This is a genomic window from Bacillus sp. AY2-1 (assembly GCF_008368965.1).
Classification (GTDB): domain Bacteria; phylum Bacillota; class Bacilli; order Bacillales; family Bacillaceae_G; genus Bacillus_A; species Bacillus_A thuringiensis_S.
Genome location: NZ_QPEL01000038.1, coordinates 29,688 through 47,214 on the forward strand (window position 1 = coordinate 29,688; position 17,527 = coordinate 47,214).

Below are 17,527 nucleotides of genomic sequence, written 5' to 3' on the forward strand. Positions count from 1 at the left end.
TTTATTCAGCTAGAACTTTTAGAAACTCTTCAAAATTATTACTCGCAAAATACGTCACGGGTTCTAAATCTGCAGACTCTTCATGATTCCAAACACATACAGAAGGTTCTTCGTTATTCCCTCGGTAGTCTAAACATACAAAATCACCTGCAAATAAAACTGCTATTGGCAATAATTCTACCCCTACTAAATCTTCATCAGAAACAATTCTCTCTTCTAACTGAGTTCTAACAACCCCAATATCATAAAATTCATCATCACTTTGGCCAGTAACTTTTAGTATACACAAAAACCTATCAATAACATAACTATGATTATTACAGACGAAACTATCTTTTATCGGAACAGCTCCATTATTCTTTTTAATAAATTCTTTATATGCACTAGGTAATTTAATTCTCCATTTCCTTTCTTTCTCAGATAACAAAGTATCGTCTGGTACTGGATAAATTACAGAACCATCTTTAATTTCCATAATACTTATACCTCCTCAATTTTATGTTATCTTGGAGCATCTGCCCACATACCTTTTGTTCTTCCACCATTATGAGGTGTGATATTATGAATGCCAAATGGAACTAATTCCATCTTACCAGGCACTTCGGTATGATGCCAAGTCATTCCTTTTTGAGTTCCACCAATTTGTTCATCTAACCATTTAAATTGGTGTTTATCTGACAACTTCCAAAACTCTTCAGGCAGATGAACTGTTTCCTTAACTAGATTCGCACTAGCAAAATCAGCAAATCCATATCTCATACCTTCTACTTTATTTACAGTTATTTTTGGAATATGACCTTTTGATATAGCCATTTCTTTTATCTTTCTTCTTTGAGATGAAGATAAACTATCTCCACCTGGAATATTATCGTCCCAAGACCATGGTCTATTAGATTCCACATGTTCTTTATATACTTTTGCATAGTCATTTATAACGTCATCAAAATTCTTACTTCCATTAATAAATTCGTCTATATTTTTTAAATTAGATTCACTTACTCCCTTACTACCTTTACCCGTACCCTTAACCCCACCACTCTCCAAATTCGAGATCCTACTCTGAATACTCGCCTTTGAGGCATCATGGGCTTCTTGGAATTTCCCGCTATAGTTCGTTCCAGTTCTAGCGACACTTCCATCTGGCAGTATTTCTACACCTTTTACGAATGGGGTTACGGAGTCCACACCTTTTGCTAATGTATTTCCAATTATATAATACCAGTAATTTGGGTTAGCCTTAATTCACAAAAATAATTTTTATAAATTTATAGCATGCTTATCTATTAAAAAAGCACTTGTTGCCTTTAGTAGACAATCAAGTGCTTTAAATTTATATGTTTTTAAGTAGTATTAAATTTGTAAGTTTTTTAGTAACAGTTCGACAGCCTTACATGTTGTGACAAATCCTAGGTAAAACTTACAAGTTTATATAAATGCATTCTACTTGTAGTTATTGCTTAATAAATATAGAATACATTGTTTTATTCTCCTATTAACTTCTTCCTCATTTTATGTGTTTCTAAATCTGCTAATCTAACAGGAATAGGTAAATGACTCTCATTATTAATACAGTTCATAACAATTTCAGTACTTGTATCTAAATCAATCCAGTTCCCACAAGAAACAAAAATAGGTTAAACACTTTGTCGTAATTAAAGTTCAACCATAGATTTCTATTGTTCATCCTTAAATTTCAATTGTGAAATGAGACTTTCTAAACTATTAGTTATTCGTTTATACTCATTTAATTCAAAATCTTCAACTAAAATTTCACCTGTATTGTTGTCTAGCACTATTAACATGCCATTTGATTCAAAACCAATTGGGATAAATTTAAAAATATCCTCTTTAGATTCTGCATAGTCTTTGACAAGTGAAATAAAATAATCTGGTTCAATCCCTGGAATAACGGGGTGCAAATTAATATTATAAGAAGAAACCCATCCCGTTAATTCTAAAAACCAATATGAATTGAAATACTGCTTCACCGAATCATGTAACTGAACGTTATATTGACTTTCAATTTCATCAAAGGAAAATTCCACTCCCTTCTCTATTGGTTTCCAAGAAATATATCCATATTCATCTGCTTCACCCGAATATATAAATTCATCTACATCTTCATTCCATGCTATTTGCGGTAAGGACTTGTTGTACTCCATCCATTTATCTATAAATTTTTCAAAATAGTCTTTCATAACCTCTTTCATATTAGAAATCACTCCTTAATAAGTTTCTGTAGTAACTCTGAATAAATTTTATCTTTCCCCCATATTCCTGCCTCTTTTTCTATATTATGAATTCCACCGGAGCCTGGGTGTAGTTTTTGGGGCACTGGAAATGCTTGTCCACCTCCACCAATATGATGATGAACTAATTTGTCCCCCCCTAACACCTTTAACATCATATTGAGAGAAATATTCCCTAAACACCTTATCATTAACAGGACTATCAGTAAACGGATTCCTACCTTCTATTATTGCTCTATTATTCGGGCTGAATGCTTCTGGATGTCGATCAAGGAGTTCACTCCAAAAATACTTTAAATCACGTCTCCATCCTTCTGCATTAGTGTACTTTTCGCCTTTCCCAACAAAAGGCATCTCAACGACTGTACGTTGAGATGCAATATAAACTGGATCTATATTTTGAAGTTCTACACCACGATATGTTCTAATAGGATTATCAATATCACCCGTACCCTTAACCCCACCACTCTCCAAATTCGAGATCCTACTCTGAATACTCGCCTTTGAGGCATCATGGGCTTCTTGGAATTTCCCGCTATAGTTCGTTCCAGTTCTAGCGACACTTCCATCTGGCAGTATTTCTACACCTTTAACGAATAGGGATACGGAGTTCATGTGCAGTGATAATCAAGTTGTTTAATTTTGTGTCTAGAAATGCAATAACCTTCTGCCTGTTAATTTGGTACGAGGTTATTAAAGTTGTTTAAAAATAAGTTTTATTTGTTGCACTTTTTCATTTAAGTGAATAATAAAAGTGTTTAATTTCTGGATAGCTAATAATTAATAATCACCCCTTTAATATTCAATCCCAAACATTAAAAATTACTTCACCGATATTTTCTGGTCGCCAATATTTAGCATCTTTTAATTCTTCTGTTAAGTTGTGTTCCCTAGGTATAAAAGGCTTTTCTAAATAAGCTTTCGACAAAACTTGATAGTACGCTTCAAATTCACTTTCTAATATGGGCATATCAATAAAACTAAAAATAATTTTTCCTTCTACATTTTTATCCGCAAAAGCTAAGAAAGGATAAAACTCATGCAATAAAATAATAAATTCCTTATCGTCTATTATCACTATCACTTCAAAAAAATTTTTGGGATAGTGTGGTTGTATCCATTCTACTATTTTGAATTTACATGTCCTCAATACATCATAAAATATTCTCTTTGTTTCATTTTCATTATGGGAATTTAAATGTATTGCTTTCAAACCTGTAATATGTGGCGGTATTTTCACTCCCAAAACCTCATTCCCTTTTATTAACTAACCACAGATATCGAAACATTATTCCTTTTATTATACGAGAAACTCAAAAGATGGTATTAAATTTCAATTCTGTACGATTTTTTAAACAACTTTATTATTCGTGGTCAGTCCACACCTTTGGCTACTAGACCTTTAATGAAGTAGTCCGCATCATTAATCTTATCTACGGTTTTCCAGCCTTGTATTTTTAAATTTTTTAATAGATTATTTTCCTTAAGCGATTGTACCACATTATTTCTACGCTAAAACGCAAAAAGCACTTGTTGCCTCAAATAGACAATCAAGTGCTTTAAGTTTCATCTGTTTTTAAGCAGCATAAATTTGTAAGTTTTGTAGTAACAGTATGACACCTTTTATATGTGGTAACAACTACTACGTTAAAACTTACGAGTTTGTACGAGTTCGCTAGTTTCATGCACATTGTACACCATGGTGATACAATCATCATGGAGTACGTATTTTCAAACACACTATTATTTTTCCTGTCTACTTCACATATACTTTGTTTTTTATTCATGTATGTGGTTATAATACTTACAAAATCACTATGTTTTTTATATTAAGACCGCTCTTCTTCATACTTTTTCATTCTTGCCATCAGTTCTTTGTCTATTTCATCTGTTAGTTCTCTATTTAAATATTTATACTCAAAATATTCAATTCTATCTGAAGGTCCAAATTCTGAATCATTCCAGTTAACATAACTAAACCGAACTGTTAATTTCCCTTCACCATTCACAATCATTGTAACTGAAAACCATGCCTCTTGTTGATTATCAATAAATACTTGTTGTAATTGAACTGTCAAATCAAATAATTCGTGCAGAAATTGATTATAAATTTTTCTATCAACATTATACATTCTAGGTATATAGTGTGAATATTTATATTCTTGTTTTTCATCTAAGGTTGTATAGAAAAAATAAACTCCTCCTTCCCCATCTTTCACCTCACCATTGAAGTAAAACTCTTCCCATTCAACAGGTATCATATCGTTTATCTTTTCAGCAATTTTACGATAAAGTTTATTTAATTCATTTTCAAATGACATATTATTTACCTCCTGCTTTATTTAAAATTTCACGTATAACCGGTTTCTTCCCTTGAATTTGATATTCTACCATGAACGAATTTGGTCTCATTGATTGCCCACTATATACTGGTTCAATCTTTACTGTCACTTTTTTAGGAGGCTTTCCACCTAATGCATTAGCCCATTCTTTCTCCATGTTATACCATTCTCCACCTGACCGATTAATCTGTTTATTTTGAGCGACTAAATTATCAATGTCACCGGATCCATGGAATTGCGTCCCTATCAAATGCCCACCATCATCATCCGGCAATCTATCTTCTCTTCCTGCAGCCACTTGCATTCCTGTGTTTCGTTTTCCTTTTTGAAGTATTAATTCTCCTGCCTCAACATCTACTATTCTACCAAGCTCATCTGTTGTATATTTATAACCATCCTCGGTAACATAACGCACGTTTGGCGCAAGTTCTTTCCTTCCATTTTTCCCTTTAATAATGTGCTTCCCAAGATCTTTCTCTTTTATTTCAGTTATCTTAGGAGTTTCACCCGTACCCTTAGCCACACTACCTTCCTTACTAACTCCTGAACCACCACTACCCTTAGCAAGTTGATAAGCATCATCCTTAGCTGCCGTACTTGCCTTTGAAAACTTTCCGGCTACTTCTCCAACAGTTGAAGATTCTATATAAGGAAGCTTCATTCCTATTCCAGTATCCACCGTCCTAACTGCTACTGGAATAGGAGTATTTTTCATAGCATCTAGTGCATTCTTTAAAGTCTTATTTTCCTTAAGCGATTGTACCACATTTTTACCCAAATTTGGATTAAAACCAGGCATTCCGTCTTTGAATTTTAATAATTTGGCTAAATCAGCTAATTCACTCGTGCCTTTGAATGCTTTTACTCCTTTTCCTACTGCTCCAACAACTGGGATTGCATCTAATCCGCCAAAAATGATGTTTCCTACCCGCTCTTCTTGGCTCAATTTCCTATGTGTTCCCCAGTCTTCTCCGTCGATACCGCTTTTTATTTGTACACCTCCGTATACTACTGCGGCAGCGGCCCCGAGTGGCGGGCAAAGGATTGTTGTGATGATGATTCCTAGGCCTATTCCTATGTCTCGCACCATTTCTAGTTTTTTCTGTTCATCTTCTATCGATTTGTATTCAAATCCTCGTGTGGATGGGACTACTTTCTTATATTCTTCATAATTTAGTTTTGCATCTGGGTTTTGTTTTTTTAGTTCTTTGTACTCCGCTCTCAGTACGTTATCAAATGCAGGTGAATCTCTAAAAATATCTTCTACTGTTATTTTATCTTTTTTTGTTTTTATTGTTTGTGGTACACTTCCGTACCCTGCGTGCGCATCTGGTAATACTGTCGTTGTTGTGGAGCCAATTCGGTTATCTGTTTCGAAACTGAGAATAGATGTATCTCTCATTTTTTGAGCAAATTTATCCATTTCTACTAAAAAAGGTTTATCTATATGTTCAGAGACCAATCGCCCGGCTTCTCCGCAATATTTTTGTAATGTCGAATAGCTATCAAGTAATTCTCCTATTTTTTGCGATTGATCTTTTGGGTTAAAGTGTATACTGCCATCTGAGTCTAAATCTCGTATTCTTCCATCAATTTTTTTCAATAATTCATTTGCGCGCTGTAATTTTATGAGTGCATCTTTTGTAATTCGATTCATACCATCCCCCATGTTTTGCCATGGTTCAGGTCTATATTTCACATCCATTTCGTTTTCATCCCCCAGCCGTATGGTGATTTCTACAACTTACTTAATCTTTCACGTAATTGTTCGTCCTTTTCAAGCATTTCCACGCATACATTTCCTACAACTTTCGCCGACCTCAAATAGTGTTCAGACAATTCAAGTGTTTTGTGTAATATATCAGGATATTTTTCAATTACTCTCATCGCTTCACCTTTTTGATAAAAATCACTGCTTAATAAACTCTCAATATTCGTTCCAATAACGTCTACATGGATTTTATATATATCTTCTAATTTCATTACTATATCAAGTAGTTCTTGAAAATTAACTAATACTTCTTCTCCACCACCAGAACCACCGTCTCCCATTGATACTTGCATTATTCAATACCTCCTAACGAAAATTGTCTCGGATCAACTAATTTTTTATACGGCATTTTTAACACGTCATACAATTTCTTATTTACCGCATAGAGACTTACCCAGTCATATCGATTACGTTCTACATCAATTTGAACGAAATCTTCTCCTTCAGTGAAATATAAGAAACATTCCCATTTTCCTCCTCTATTACTACGAGGCCTCGTATACGTTTCTATCGCTATAACGTCTTTATTTGATAAATCTTTTCCCTCAAATGTTTGTTGTTCTGCCTCTGTCATTCTCTTTGAGAAAAATGTATCTTCTATTTCCCTCGGTTCTCTCAATAAGAAGGGAATGCGTGTTAATAATGAAAAATATACGTCCGGTTTTGGTATGTAGTCGATCTCGTATTTTTTATTTGGTTCTATTTCTGTTAATACAGCCACTCGGTCTTTATCCTCTTTTAAAAAGCCAATTAATACATTATTCATTCTCGTGTATTCATGACAATTTTCATATTCCTTTAATAGTTCAATTATTTGAAAAGCTGCAGGGGTAATTCCATTTTCACTTGTAAGTAGGCCTTTTTCTTTTAAACTCGTAGTTGCTTTCGTGACACATTCTGCATCAAGTAAAATAATTGCGTCACGGTTTGGCAATCCAAATATATCGGTAACCCCAGCTGCACCTGCGAGAACATATAATTCAGCAGGTGCAAAACTCATTTCTTTCCCCATTCTTTTATCCCTCGTTTCTCCATCACAATTGTTTTATCGCCCTTACTTCCGATTTATCTCCGTACGTTTGAATGCTTTTATCTAACTCTTTCAAAGCTTTCGTATGTCCTTCAAATGCCTCTACCATTTCTGAATTATATTGAATGATCAAATCAAGATAACTTAAAAATGCATCTCTCGTTTTTCCATTCCATTTCGCACCTGTGACATATGCTTTTAAGTCTTTCGCTTGGTTTAAAGAATCCTTCATACCATTTTCAATGTTTTGTGCGTAAGAAATGGCACTTGCAGTGTTACTTCCTATAATTTCAACCTCTTTACCACTCATGTTCGTTCCCTCCATTCTTTGTATACTTAATGGATAAGTTTTTCAATTTCCTTTTTCTTTTCTTCAAAAGCCTTGGTCGCTGCGGCGTATGCTGACGCTTTCTCCGATTCTGCTTTCGCTTTATATTCCAAATACTTTGCATAAGCTGTACTTTTTGCAGATCCAATATCGCTTAATGCACTTTTAAAATAGGATAATACTGTATTTAAGTCTTCATCCTTTTCATGACGTTTTTGTTCAAATTCAACTGCCGGAATTTTATTAGCTTCTAAGCCATTACTTTTACTCTCATACTCTCTCTTCGCTGATTCAGCCTCTTGAATGAATTGCTTTAACTCTCTTTCTTTATCTTTTAAATAATCATGTAAATCATCATACCGATCTCGTTTCCTCGCACTTTCTGTAAAACCAGACGCATTTAAAAAAGCATTATACAATTCATCTAACATCTTTCTCCCCCTTTAGCACAATAACTATGTAGTTAAATCCTTATATTTAAACATGAATATTCATTACATTAAGAATTAACAAATATTTTTTTTACATATTGCTATTTTATCAAAGGGATTTTAACATTTCCATATTTTATGAATGGCTTTCGCATTTTTCTTCAATAAAGTGAAACTTTAATCAATATGACTATGTATTTATTATTTCCTTTTATCCAATTCATTCATATTAAATCCTTGCTTGAGAGTAAGACCAGTTCTTTCTTATTTTCATCAACAACTATTTCTGGATAATCCCAATGAAGCGTATGAGTAGACTCCCTGATTCGTTTTACTATTCCTTTGGCTGTTTTATTTCTATATTCATTCCAATATTTTGGCTCAGTCGCTCTTAAAAGAACGATAGAAAAAGGATCTGATATGAATATCAGATCCTTAACTTTAATTTCTTAATACATACATCTTTTTACACGATAACTGGTTCGTACGTGCTCAAATTATCATACTCAGTTTTTACAATACTAGGCGGAAGGTTAACAAATCCTCAGATTCACCTTTTCTTGTAGCAGTGCATAATGTTTAATAAAATTAAAGCATATTTTTACTTACCAGACTTAATTTTTTCGTTATATTCTTCTAAAGTTAACCCTTTTTCTTTTAGATAAACGGCAACTTCTTTCCCTACATAACGATAGTGCCATGGCTCATACTTAATGCCAGTAATATTCTCTTTCTCTTTTGGATAGCGGAGAGTAAATCCATATTCTGCAGCATTCTTATCTAACCATTTGAATGCATCGGTAGTTTCAAATTTTGCATTTAAATCTTCTACAGTATTCTGCCATTCAACTGAAATAATGTCTAACGCTAATCCAGTATGATGTTCACTTGCACCAGGATACTGAAGATATTCCAATGCCTTAGCACTAGCCTCTTTATCCGACAAACCTTGAGATTTATAGCTTTTAACTGAAGCATCATAATAAGTTTGTTGTAATTTTATAGCTCGATAACCTGATCTTAAATAAAGATTGATTCCCTCTTTTTTTGCAGCTGCTACCATATCCTGATAGGAAGTTGCAATTCTACTATCTATTTTCATATTTGGCTTCGCATTTTGGGTGATACTTGTTAATTCAATTCCTAGTTCCTTTGATAACATATGCTCTCTATTTACAAGGATAATTCTCCAATCATTAACATCAGAGATAGGTAAAACATCTTTTTTCTTCGCATGTATTTCATTTTTATTTTTATCGTTATTATTAGTAGTTGCCTGAGATGTTTGCTTTCCACTACAAGCAGCAAGACTCCATCCCATTGCTAATACCAATGCTAAAATTATAAATTTTTTAATTGTATCTCATTCCCTTTTGTTTATTAGTCTTTATACCAATTTCCCAACACGTCTCTAGGAATCTCCTTGAAATCCTTCAAAGAAACGGGGCCGACAAATTTTTTAATTCCATGTTTTTTAGAATTTTCATCCGAATAATCTTTTAAAAATTGAATTTTAAATTGTTTCTTACCATCAGCATAGTCGGTTACTGTCGGTACGATTGCCGCTTGTCGTATACCAAAAGTTTTATCTTCATACTTAACAAATTGTACATAAGATAATCCTCCAACTAATGTTTCTAATTTTTCTTGCGCAGAAATAAGATTTCCAAGAGAATAATAGATTAGCGTTTCATGTCCATCTTTATTTTGTTTCCACTCAATTGGTTGAATTACATGTGGATGATTTCCAATTACTACATCTACACCTAAATCTGTTAAATATTGAGCAACTTCTTTTTGTTGCTTTGAAGGTGTGGAGGTATATTCTACTCCCCAATGCACCATAACAATCACCATATCAGAGCTACTCTTTGCCTTTTCCACATCATTTTGTATCGCTTTTTTATCAATTAAATTTAAAGCCCAAGACTTATCAGCTGGAATTTTAATTCCATTCGTACCATATGTATAATTTAGTAACGCAAAACGAATACCATTTTTTGTAATCGTTTTTATTTCATTACGCTCGTTTTTACTCTCATTAATACCTACCGGGATAACATCCGGATATTTTTTCCAGTATTCTCTTGTATTCGCAACACCTTTAATACCCATATCCATAGCGTGATTTGTCGCTTGCGTCACTATATTGAATCCAGTGCCCACTAAAGATTGGCCTACTTCTTCAGGTGTATTGAAAGTCGGATATCCTTGTACTTTTAAATTATTCCCGGCAATCGGAGTCTCCTGGTTCACTATAGCAAGATCACTTGATTTAACAGCTTTTTTGATATTTTCATAAATATAATTATAATCATATGAACCGTCTTTTTGTTTGCCATCTTTAATTACTGCGTCATGATATAAATTATCACCCGTAGCTATTAAATTCACAACCGATTGTACTTTTTTATCTTCCGTAAAATTAGGAGACTGTTGGATAGGACTTTTCTCTACCCAATTTGGTGCTTTTAATGATGTATCTATATTGGATTCAGCCGGTGGTAATGAAGCTTTAGATGTCTTAACATCAGTATTACCACAAGCGGTTAAAAGCACTAAAAAAATAAGACATACTAAAAAAAACTTTTTACTTCTCTGTAAAGTATCTAACATGTGATCCTCTTTTCTGTTTTATTCCTTATAACCTGTTCTAACAAATCATTCTTTAAAAAAACGTATTTTGGTTTTACCCTTAATTATGGAAGGACACTCTGTTACACCTGCTTCGGAATATACTAATAATTGTTTTCCGCTTTCTAGCAATCTATCGATTCCATCAGAAGTAATAGATTACTAGAAAAACATAATCCATCAGGATGTCGACTAGTTTGATATACCTATTCCAATTGCAATAACTCGTTTAATATTTAAACAAGATAGGAGAATCGTTCATATAGCCTCTTCTCTCGCTTTATGTTTAAGGTGCCTCCAAAAAAGGGATCGTTGCTGTACCCCTTTGCATAGTGCGAAATTTTTGTAACTAATTTCTTTCATTCAAGCGACAAACATTATACCGATAACAATAAGTAAGACCCAAGAACTTATTTTACCAATATACGAAAAAAGTAGCAATCTTTTGCCCCATATAAAGAAGCCAATTAGGAGAAATGAACGAGAGATTCATTCTATTCAATTCCTTCATTGATTAATAAAAAAACAAGCCACCCAACTATTGGATGGCTCTATACTATAAAGAGAATTTGTTATTGGATTACTTCAATTTCCCTTCAAAAACAATCTTCCTACCGCACGGCTCAACTACTGTTTTGCCGTCTTTCTTTACTTCATGAAAGATTGGCTCTTCCATACGACGAGACGGAGCGTAGCCTTCTTGTTCCATACGTGCTAAGCAGTCTGTAATTGTTTCATTTTCAAGTACTTCAAATTTCTTTTTATTAGGTTGTTTTGTCATGCCCTAACCTACTTTCTATTTTTCTTGATGCGAATTGATTTTTCATGTAGACCATATATAACATTGCGAGAATTCCCATTATAATCATAACCGCAATAAAAAAGCTTGTATACTGTATTTTTTCTATAAATACGCCGCCTAATACAGGTCCCATAATACTTCCTAAACTAAAAGCGATTCCGGATAATATATTACCTGCTGGTAGTAAGTGTCTCGGTAATAAATCAGTCATAAATCCAAGCCCTAAAGAGAAGCACGATCCAATAACCATACCCGCTAAAAGCATGCAGGCAAAGACGATCCAGTAATATTGATCAAATACGGCGGCAAGTAGAAAAATGCCCGTACTTATGCTAAACGTCCACGTTAATATACGGTCCCTTCCGTATTTGTCACTTAATATACCGAGCGGAATTTGTGTAATAATACCCCCAACTGCAAATGCTGGTAATAAGAAGGATACATCTGAAACAGACCACCCTTTACGAAGTGCGTATACTGGTAAGTTACTGTTTAACATCGCTTCAAGTACGCCATATGCAAGTGGACCTAGCAATGCAATCCATCCTAATCCAACAACTTGTTTATAACGAGAAAATGATGATTCACTCTTCACTTCTCTTTCATCTTGCGCTGGGAATGCATTTTTTGTTGGAAGTAGTAAAAGCCAACCTATTAGACAAAGTATAGTAGATATAATAAATGGTGTTGCAAGACCGTACTGCACAGTGCTTGCTAAATACGGACCAACGGCAAAACCAATTCCGAAGAATACACCGTATATCGATACTTGTCTCCCTATTTTACTTGGGTCTGATGTTGTCGTGATCCATGTTTGTGTTCCGACATGAAGCATATGATCTCCGACTCCAACTAGAAATCTAAGGATAAACCATACCCAAAACGAAAATGTTTGTGTAAAAAAGAATAATGAAATAATAACGAGAAACCCACCTATAACAATAATCGGCTTCATTCCAAACCTTTGCATCGGTTTTTCAAGAAACGGCGAAATGACTAATATCCCAATGTACAATGCCGTCGCATGAATACCATTAATACTTGAACTAACCCCTTCTTGTTCAAAAATCATTGCAATGGCAGGTAAGAGCATTCCTTGTGACAAACCCGAGATTGCTACAATCCCAACCATAATCCAAAAAGTAAAACGCATTGACATCCCTTTCCCTCTCCTTCTCACGCTTCCACTTTTCATTATAAACTGTTTCTGCAAATGCGTGTACGAATATTCATAATAAAAAAGAAGCTAAAAGAATGAACCTTTTAGCTTCCTATCCTTCCCAAACTTGCGCTTTCACATTGTAATGAAAGTGTTTAAAATATGGATTTTCATAAAATGAAGGTCCATATAAGTAATGTTGCATATGAGCTGTTAGTGGCTGCTGCATCTGTAAAGGAACTACAGCTGGTGAAACTTGCATATACATCGGATCTATCATTATTTTTGTATAGATATGATGATTATATGGCGAATAAGCGATTAAGGATGGTTTATGCATTGATAATCTCCCCTTATACATACAAATGTTATAGTATATGCAACACTTCTCATTTCGGGGATTATTTCTGTTCTAACCAATCCTCTACATGTTTTATAAATACATCTAAACAATCAATAAACGGCGAGTGTCCGCAATCTTCTAATACCTTCAACTCTGCATTTGGCAAATGTTTCGCTAATTCCTCACCGACTACTTGCGGTACGACATAATCTCTATCACCTTGTATGACGAGTGTTGGCGCTTTAATACGATGAATTTGCTTACTTCCCCCTACAACCCCGTTATGTTCATCTGAAATATTAAATGTAATGAGCGCATAATTCACATCTACGAAATTACGTTGCGTTAACATATCATCTAAATACTTTTCATAACGGTCCGGTTCAGGTTGATTATGTGTATATATTAATAGATTCCATACTGTACGGTAATATAGTTTGTTCATATTTTTTATCGCGTCTAATACTGGAGCGATTTGTACTGGATCTTGCGCAATTTCTTCTTTCGTCTTTACTAAACTTGATACAATCGGCTGCCCATTCGTATCTTTTTTAAAGATTGGGTATCCTTTCATTCCTACTGATTCTACTAAAATTAACTTTTCTACAAAAGTTGGGTGGTTCGCTGTAAATTGCATCGCAACGCCACCGCCCATTGACCAGCCCATTAATGAGAATTTCTCTAGCTTTAACTCGTCGATAAATAAATTTATATCTTCTACAAAGTCTTGTAATGAATCTATGGACTGATTATACGTTGATTGTCCAAACCCTCTTAAATCAAGAGCGTAAATATGGTATTGATCTTGCAACTTTTCAATAACTAAATCCCAATGTTGTGACGATGTCATGTTCCCGTGAATGAGTAAAAGAATATCTGTATTTCGCCTTCCAACTTCCTGATATGCAATCGTTTCTCCGTTCGATAGTGAAACAAACTCCATTGTTGCAGGCTTAATCATCACAAGTTCCCCCATTCTATTTAATAGAAAGAAAATTCTTTACTTAATTAAAGAATAGCACGTAGAATGTACGTTCGCAACATAAAACCTATAAGAATTTTTTACATAAATCAACATGTCTATTACTAGACAATTATTATAAAAAAGTATATAGTTAGCTAGGTAACTAATTTGAAAGGATCAAAATACATGGACGAAAAACAACATTTTTTTCACATCGTCAGCCAGACTTCTCGAAAGTTTACGAAGAAATTTAATGAACGTGTATCTCCAACAGGGTTATTTAGTGCGCAATGGGCTGTTATTTTCCGCATTAATCAAACTGGTTCTTGTACGCAAACAGAATTATGCCAGTATTTAAATGTTGAATCACCAACGATGACTCGTACGTTAACACGTATGGAAACGATGGGATGGATTATTCGTACAGAAGGTAAAGATCGCCGTGAGAAGCTCATTTCTTTATCCGAAACAGCGATAAAGATGATTCCAGTATGGCAAGAAGAAGTTGACACTTTCGAAGAAAAAACGCTAGAAGGTATTAACGAAGATGATTTACATCAAGCATTTCAAGTGTTACAACAAATTATTAAAAATTTAGATTAAATTGGAGGGATGACGATGCAAAGTGAGAAACTTTGGACGAAGGATTTCCTCGGAACTTGTTTTAGTAGTCTATTTCTCTTCTTAACATTTTACATGCTTATGACTACTCTGCCTGTCTATGTAATAGACGGCCTAAAAGGAAAACCTGAGGAAATTGGTTTAGTTGCAACTGTGTTTCTTATTTCTTCTGTTTTATGTAGACCATTCACAGGAAAATGGCTCGATGATTTAGGAAGAAAGAAAATATTATTTATTTCACTTTCATTATTTTTAGCCGCTACTGTTATGTATTTCGGTGCGCAAAGTTTATTCTTATTACTTGCCCTTCGCTTCTTACACGGTATTGGGTTCGGGATGGCAACGACAGCTACTGGTACGATCGTAACTGATGTTGCGCCAGCTCATCGACGAGGCGAAGCACTTGCATATTTCGGCGTATTTATGAGTCTGCCAATGGTAATTGGTCCTTTTTTAGGTTTAACAATTATTTCTCATTTTTCGTTTACTGTGTTATTTATCGTTTGTTCCGTATTTTCATTACTTGCATTTTTATTAGGGCTACTTGTCGATATTCCTCACGAAGCACCTGTTAGCAAACAAAAACGTGAAAAAATGAAATGGAAAGACTTAATCGAACCATCTTCTATTCCGATTGCACTTACAGGATTTGTTTTAGCCTTTTCTTATAGTGGTATTTTATCCTTTATTCCTATTTATGCGAAAGAACTCGGTTTAAGTGAAATTGCAAGTTACTTCTTTATTTTATACGCACTTGTTGTTGTCATTTCTCGTCCATTTACAGGAAAGATTTTTGATCGCTTCGGTGAAAATGTACTCGTTTACCCTGCTATCATTATTTTCACAATCGGAATGTTCATATTAAGCCAAGCACAAACTTCATTTTGGTTCCTTGGCGCAGGTATGCTAATCGGTTTAGGTTACGGGACATTAATTCCGAGTTTCCAAACGATTGCGATTTCTGCCGCTCCAAACCATAGACGTGGTTCTGCGACAGCTACGTATTTCTCATTCTTTGATAGTGGTATTGGTTTTGGTTCTTTCATTTTAGGTATTGTCGCAGCGAAATCCAGTTATCATAATATGTATTTTATCGCAGCTATTATCGTTGCGTTCACTTTACTTTTATATTATGGATTACACGGACGAAAACAAAAATTCAAGAAACAACCTACAGACGGAAAAATTTCCGCTTAACGTTAATAAGGAAAGTAAACTTCCCCGTTTACTTTCCTTATTTTGTATTTCTTTCAAGACGAGCGTATACTTATAGTAGAAATAAAAAGGAGGGCCATATATGAAACTAAAAAGATCTCCCCTACTCTTACTTATACTAACATTCATATTTGTAATTACAGGGCTTGGGTTTACTTACTTCAAACAAAATAAAACGACCCCATCAAAACATAATGTGACAAAAGAAAACTGGTTAAATGACCCTTACTTACGTTGGTCATATACCCATATGAAAGAATTCACTTTAGTTAATAACGTAAAAAACAATCCTGACCAAATTGCTCACTTCCCTTCCGCATTGCAAAACTTAGATGATTTTGCTGTGGAGCGTAGATTCGGAAATACAACTCCTCTAAAAAAACTTTTAGACGATAACAAAACAGATGCTTTTGTCGTTGTACATAATGGACAACTTGTTTACGAACGATATTTCAATGGGTATAAACAGAATGAACCTCATGGTATGGCATCATTAGCAAAAGTCTTTACCGGGGCAATTATACAATCTCTCGCTGAAGAAAAACGTATTGACTTAGAAAAAACAGCTGACACTTACATAAAAGAATTAAAAAACACACCGTTCGGTAATGCCACACTTCAGCAATTAATGGACATGCAAGTTTCAGCTGAATATCCTACTCATGGATATGAGCAACCTGGGCTAGAAAATCAAGATGCACAATTATATTTAGCTAGCAATATTTTACCCCGCGGCAAAAATTACGACGGTCCGATGAAAATTTATGATATGTTACGGGAAGCCGAAGAAACTGCACCGCCTGGTTCTTCCTTTTCTTACAATAACGGATCAACAGAAACGCTTGCTTGGATTATTAGAACTATTACTGGTAAATCACTAGCTGAAAATGTAAGCGAACGAATTTGGTCTCAAATTGGTATGGAAGAAAACGCGTATTATGTTACAGATGAAATGAAAATAGAACAAGCAAGCGCTGGCTTAAATGCAAATGCTAGAGATATGGCGAGATTCGGGCAATTACTATTAAACAACGGGGAATATAACGGAAAACAAATTCTCCCTTCTTCTATTACAGAAAGTGTAAAAAATGTAAAAGAAGGTGAACTTGAAATTAGTATTGGCGCTTCTATTTCTTATCATAATCAATGGTGGATTCCCCACAATGAACAAGGTGCTTTCGAAGTGTTAGGTAGTTACGGACAAACACTTTACATCGATCCGAAAGCAAATATGGTAATCGTTCATTTCTCTTCTAACGCAACGCCAAGTAATGAAATACATTCGGTTTATTCAAATATGTATATTGATATTGCACATCATTTAGAAAAGCTTCCACAGTAGTGGAAGCAGGAGTTTAAACCTTGCACAGTTATGACTATTCAATTGAACACTCGATCTGTTGTGCTAAAACGTCAATATAGTAAAAAAGGATCTCTCTTGATATAGAGAGATCCTTTTTTTTATTTCTTCTTCTTTTCTGTCGGTTGGCTTTGTTTAGCGAAATTAGATGAATCATCGAAATTTGGTTGCTTTTTACCTGCATTATTACTTCTACCTTTTCCCATATGTAATGCACCTCCCCTCATCCTTACTATTCCCAATAAAAAACTCCTCTTGCGTTCAGGAAAAAATTTTTA

19 protein-coding genes and 2 pseudogenes are annotated in these 17,527 nt (G+C 34.4%); 3 read left to right on the top strand and 18 right to left on the bottom strand.

What is annotated here, in order from left to right:
* Position 1: 1 nt before the first annotated feature.
* The 18 genes and pseudogenes from DN403_RS10155 to phaZ form a co-directional block, all read right to left on the bottom strand.
* Positions 2–475, bottom strand: coding sequence for an SMI1/KNR4 family protein (locus DN403_RS10155; RefSeq protein ID WP_086390669.1), 474 nt, complete (start codon positions 473–475; stop codon positions 2–4).
* A 26-nt stretch (positions 476–501) separates the two neighbouring features.
* Positions 502–1,185: an HNH endonuclease gene (locus DN403_RS10160; protein ID WP_149185445.1), complete on the bottom strand. Its 684-nt coding sequence runs from the start codon at positions 1,183–1,185 to the stop codon at positions 502–504.
* A gap of 296 nt (positions 1,186–1,481) precedes the next feature.
* Positions 1,482–1,634, bottom strand: a pseudogene (locus DN403_RS32180) (endonuclease V); the annotation flags it as partial.
* A 39-nt stretch (positions 1,635–1,673) separates the two neighbouring features.
* Complete coding sequence (locus tag DN403_RS10170; RefSeq protein WP_149185446.1) at positions 1,674–2,210, bottom strand: SecY-interacting protein Syd; 537 nt, start codon at positions 2,208–2,210, stop codon at positions 1,674–1,676.
* Positions 2,211–2,218: 8 nt separating this feature from the next.
* Positions 2,219–2,864 (bottom strand): annotated as a pseudogene (locus DN403_RS10175) (hypothetical protein).
* Between the two features lie 187 nt (positions 2,865–3,051).
* Positions 3,052–3,489, bottom strand: coding sequence for a hypothetical protein (locus DN403_RS10180; RefSeq protein WP_000701307.1), 438 nt, complete (start codon positions 3,487–3,489; stop codon positions 3,052–3,054).
* A 589-nt stretch (positions 3,490–4,078) separates the two neighbouring features.
* Positions 4,079–4,570, bottom strand: a complete 492-nt coding sequence (locus DN403_RS10190; RefSeq protein WP_000007322.1) for an immunity protein YezG family protein — start codon at positions 4,568–4,570, stop codon at positions 4,079–4,081.
* 1 nt (position 4,571) lies between these two features.
* Positions 4,572–6,296 carry a DNA/RNA non-specific endonuclease gene (locus tag DN403_RS10195; RefSeq protein WP_149185447.1) on the bottom strand — a complete coding sequence of 575 codons (1,725 nt, stop codon included), beginning with the start codon at positions 6,294–6,296 and terminating at the stop codon, positions 4,572–4,574.
* A gap of 32 nt (positions 6,297–6,328) precedes the next feature.
* On the bottom strand, positions 6,329–6,655 hold the full coding sequence (locus tag DN403_RS10200) for a hypothetical protein (RefSeq protein WP_001198195.1): 327 nt from the start codon (positions 6,653–6,655) through the stop codon (positions 6,329–6,331).
* Positions 6,655–7,374, bottom strand: coding sequence for a DUF5081 family protein (locus DN403_RS10205; RefSeq protein WP_000514122.1), 720 nt, complete (start codon positions 7,372–7,374; stop codon positions 6,655–6,657). The genes DN403_RS10200 and DN403_RS10205 overlap by 1 nt, the downstream gene beginning before the upstream one ends.
* 22 nt (positions 7,375–7,396) lie before the next feature.
* Positions 7,397–7,702, bottom strand: coding sequence for a WXG100 family type VII secretion target (locus DN403_RS10210; RefSeq protein ID WP_000014535.1), 306 nt, complete (start codon positions 7,700–7,702; stop codon positions 7,397–7,399).
* Positions 7,703–7,728: 26 nt separating this feature from the next.
* On the bottom strand, positions 7,729–8,151 hold the full coding sequence (locus DN403_RS10215) for a hypothetical protein (protein ID WP_000883464.1): 423 nt from the start codon (positions 8,149–8,151) through the stop codon (positions 7,729–7,731).
* 601 nt (positions 8,152–8,752) lie between these two features.
* Positions 8,753–9,484, bottom strand: a complete 732-nt coding sequence (locus DN403_RS10220) for a M15 family metallopeptidase (protein ID WP_000241987.1) — start codon at positions 9,482–9,484, stop codon at positions 8,753–8,755.
* A gap of 47 nt (positions 9,485–9,531) precedes the next feature.
* The gene (locus DN403_RS10225; protein WP_000887610.1) at positions 9,532–10,767 is read right to left on the bottom strand and encodes a CapA family protein; all 1,236 of its coding nucleotides are present in this window, start codon (positions 10,765–10,767) and stop codon (positions 9,532–9,534) included.
* Between the two features lie 598 nt (positions 10,768–11,365).
* Complete coding sequence (locus DN403_RS10230; protein ID WP_000166303.1) at positions 11,366–11,566, bottom strand: NETI motif-containing protein; 201 nt, start codon at positions 11,564–11,566, stop codon at positions 11,366–11,368.
* Positions 11,550–12,746, bottom strand: coding sequence for an MFS transporter (locus DN403_RS10235; protein WP_000062798.1), 1,197 nt, complete (start codon positions 12,744–12,746; stop codon positions 11,550–11,552). The genes DN403_RS10230 and DN403_RS10235 overlap by 17 nt, the downstream gene beginning before the upstream one ends.
* 112 nt (positions 12,747–12,858) lie before the next feature.
* A complete protein-coding gene (locus tag DN403_RS10240; RefSeq protein WP_000549500.1) occupies positions 12,859–13,086 on the bottom strand; it encodes a hypothetical protein in 228 nt (75 codons plus the stop codon).
* 61 nt (positions 13,087–13,147) lie between these two features.
* Complete coding sequence (phaZ, locus tag DN403_RS10245) at positions 13,148–14,050, bottom strand: intracellular short-chain-length polyhydroxyalkanoate depolymerase (protein WP_149185448.1); 903 nt, start codon at positions 14,048–14,050, stop codon at positions 13,148–13,150.
* 189 nt (positions 14,051–14,239) lie between these two features.
* Between phaZ and DN403_RS10250 the strand changes: the two genes are divergently transcribed.
* The 3 genes from DN403_RS10250 to DN403_RS10260 all read left to right on the top strand — a co-directional run bounded on the left by DN403_RS10250 (position 14,240) and on the right by DN403_RS10260 (position 17,231).
* Complete coding sequence (locus DN403_RS10250) at positions 14,240–14,656, top strand: MarR family winged helix-turn-helix transcriptional regulator (RefSeq protein ID WP_000343680.1); 417 nt, start codon at positions 14,240–14,242, stop codon at positions 14,654–14,656.
* 15 nt (positions 14,657–14,671) lie between these two features.
* On the top strand, positions 14,672–15,871 hold the full coding sequence (locus DN403_RS10255; protein WP_001190318.1) for an MFS transporter: 1,200 nt from the start codon (positions 14,672–14,674) through the stop codon (positions 15,869–15,871).
* A 100-nt stretch (positions 15,872–15,971) separates the two neighbouring features.
* The gene (locus DN403_RS10260; protein ID WP_149185449.1) at positions 15,972–17,231 is read left to right on the top strand and encodes a serine hydrolase domain-containing protein; all 1,260 of its coding nucleotides are present in this window, start codon (positions 15,972–15,974) and stop codon (positions 17,229–17,231) included.
* Positions 17,232–17,527 lie beyond the last annotated feature (296 nt).

Coding starts and splice junctions, on each gene's coding strand:
- DN403_RS10155 (WP_086390669.1), bottom strand. CDS start 475: ATGGAAATTAAAGATGGTTCTGTAATTTATCCAGTACCAGACGATACT.
- DN403_RS10170 (WP_149185446.1), bottom strand. CDS start 2,210: ATGAAAGAGGTTATGAAAGACTATTTTGAAAAATTTATAGATAAATGG.
- DN403_RS10190 (WP_000007322.1), bottom strand. CDS start 4,570: ATGTCATTTGAAAATGAATTAAATAAACTTTATCGTAAAATTGCTGAA.
- DN403_RS10195 (WP_149185447.1), bottom strand. CDS start 6,296: ATGGATGTGAAATATAGACCTGAACCATGGCAAAACATGGGGGATGGT.
- DN403_RS10200 (WP_001198195.1), bottom strand. CDS start 6,655: ATGCAAGTATCAATGGGAGACGGTGGTTCTGGTGGTGGAGAAGAAGTA.
- DN403_RS10205 (WP_000514122.1), bottom strand. CDS start 7,374: ATGGGGAAAGAAATGAGTTTTGCACCTGCTGAATTATATGTTCTCGCA.
- DN403_RS10210 (WP_000014535.1), bottom strand. CDS start 7,702: ATGAGTGGTAAAGAGGTTGAAATTATAGGAAGTAACACTGCAAGTGCC.
- DN403_RS10215 (WP_000883464.1), bottom strand. CDS start 8,151: ATGTTAGATGAATTGTATAATGCTTTTTTAAATGCGTCTGGTTTTACA.
- DN403_RS10225 (WP_000887610.1), bottom strand. CDS start 10,767: ATGTTAGATACTTTACAGAGAAGTAAAAAGTTTTTTTTAGTATGTCTT.
- DN403_RS10230 (WP_000166303.1), bottom strand. CDS start 11,566: ATGACAAAACAACCTAATAAAAAGAAATTTGAAGTACTTGAAAATGAA.
- DN403_RS10235 (WP_000062798.1), bottom strand. CDS start 12,746: ATGTCAATGCGTTTTACTTTTTGGATTATGGTTGGGATTGTAGCAATC.
- DN403_RS10240 (WP_000549500.1), bottom strand. CDS start 13,086: ATGCATAAACCATCCTTAATCGCTTATTCGCCATATAATCATCATATC.
- phaZ (WP_149185448.1), bottom strand. CDS start 14,050: ATGATTAAGCCTGCAACAATGGAGTTTGTTTCACTATCGAACGGAGAA.
- DN403_RS10250 (WP_000343680.1), top strand. CDS start 14,240: ATGGACGAAAAACAACATTTTTTTCACATCGTCAGCCAGACTTCTCGA.
- DN403_RS10255 (WP_001190318.1), top strand. CDS start 14,672: ATGCAAAGTGAGAAACTTTGGACGAAGGATTTCCTCGGAACTTGTTTT.
- DN403_RS10260 (WP_149185449.1), top strand. CDS start 15,972: ATGAAACTAAAAAGATCTCCCCTACTCTTACTTATACTAACATTCATA.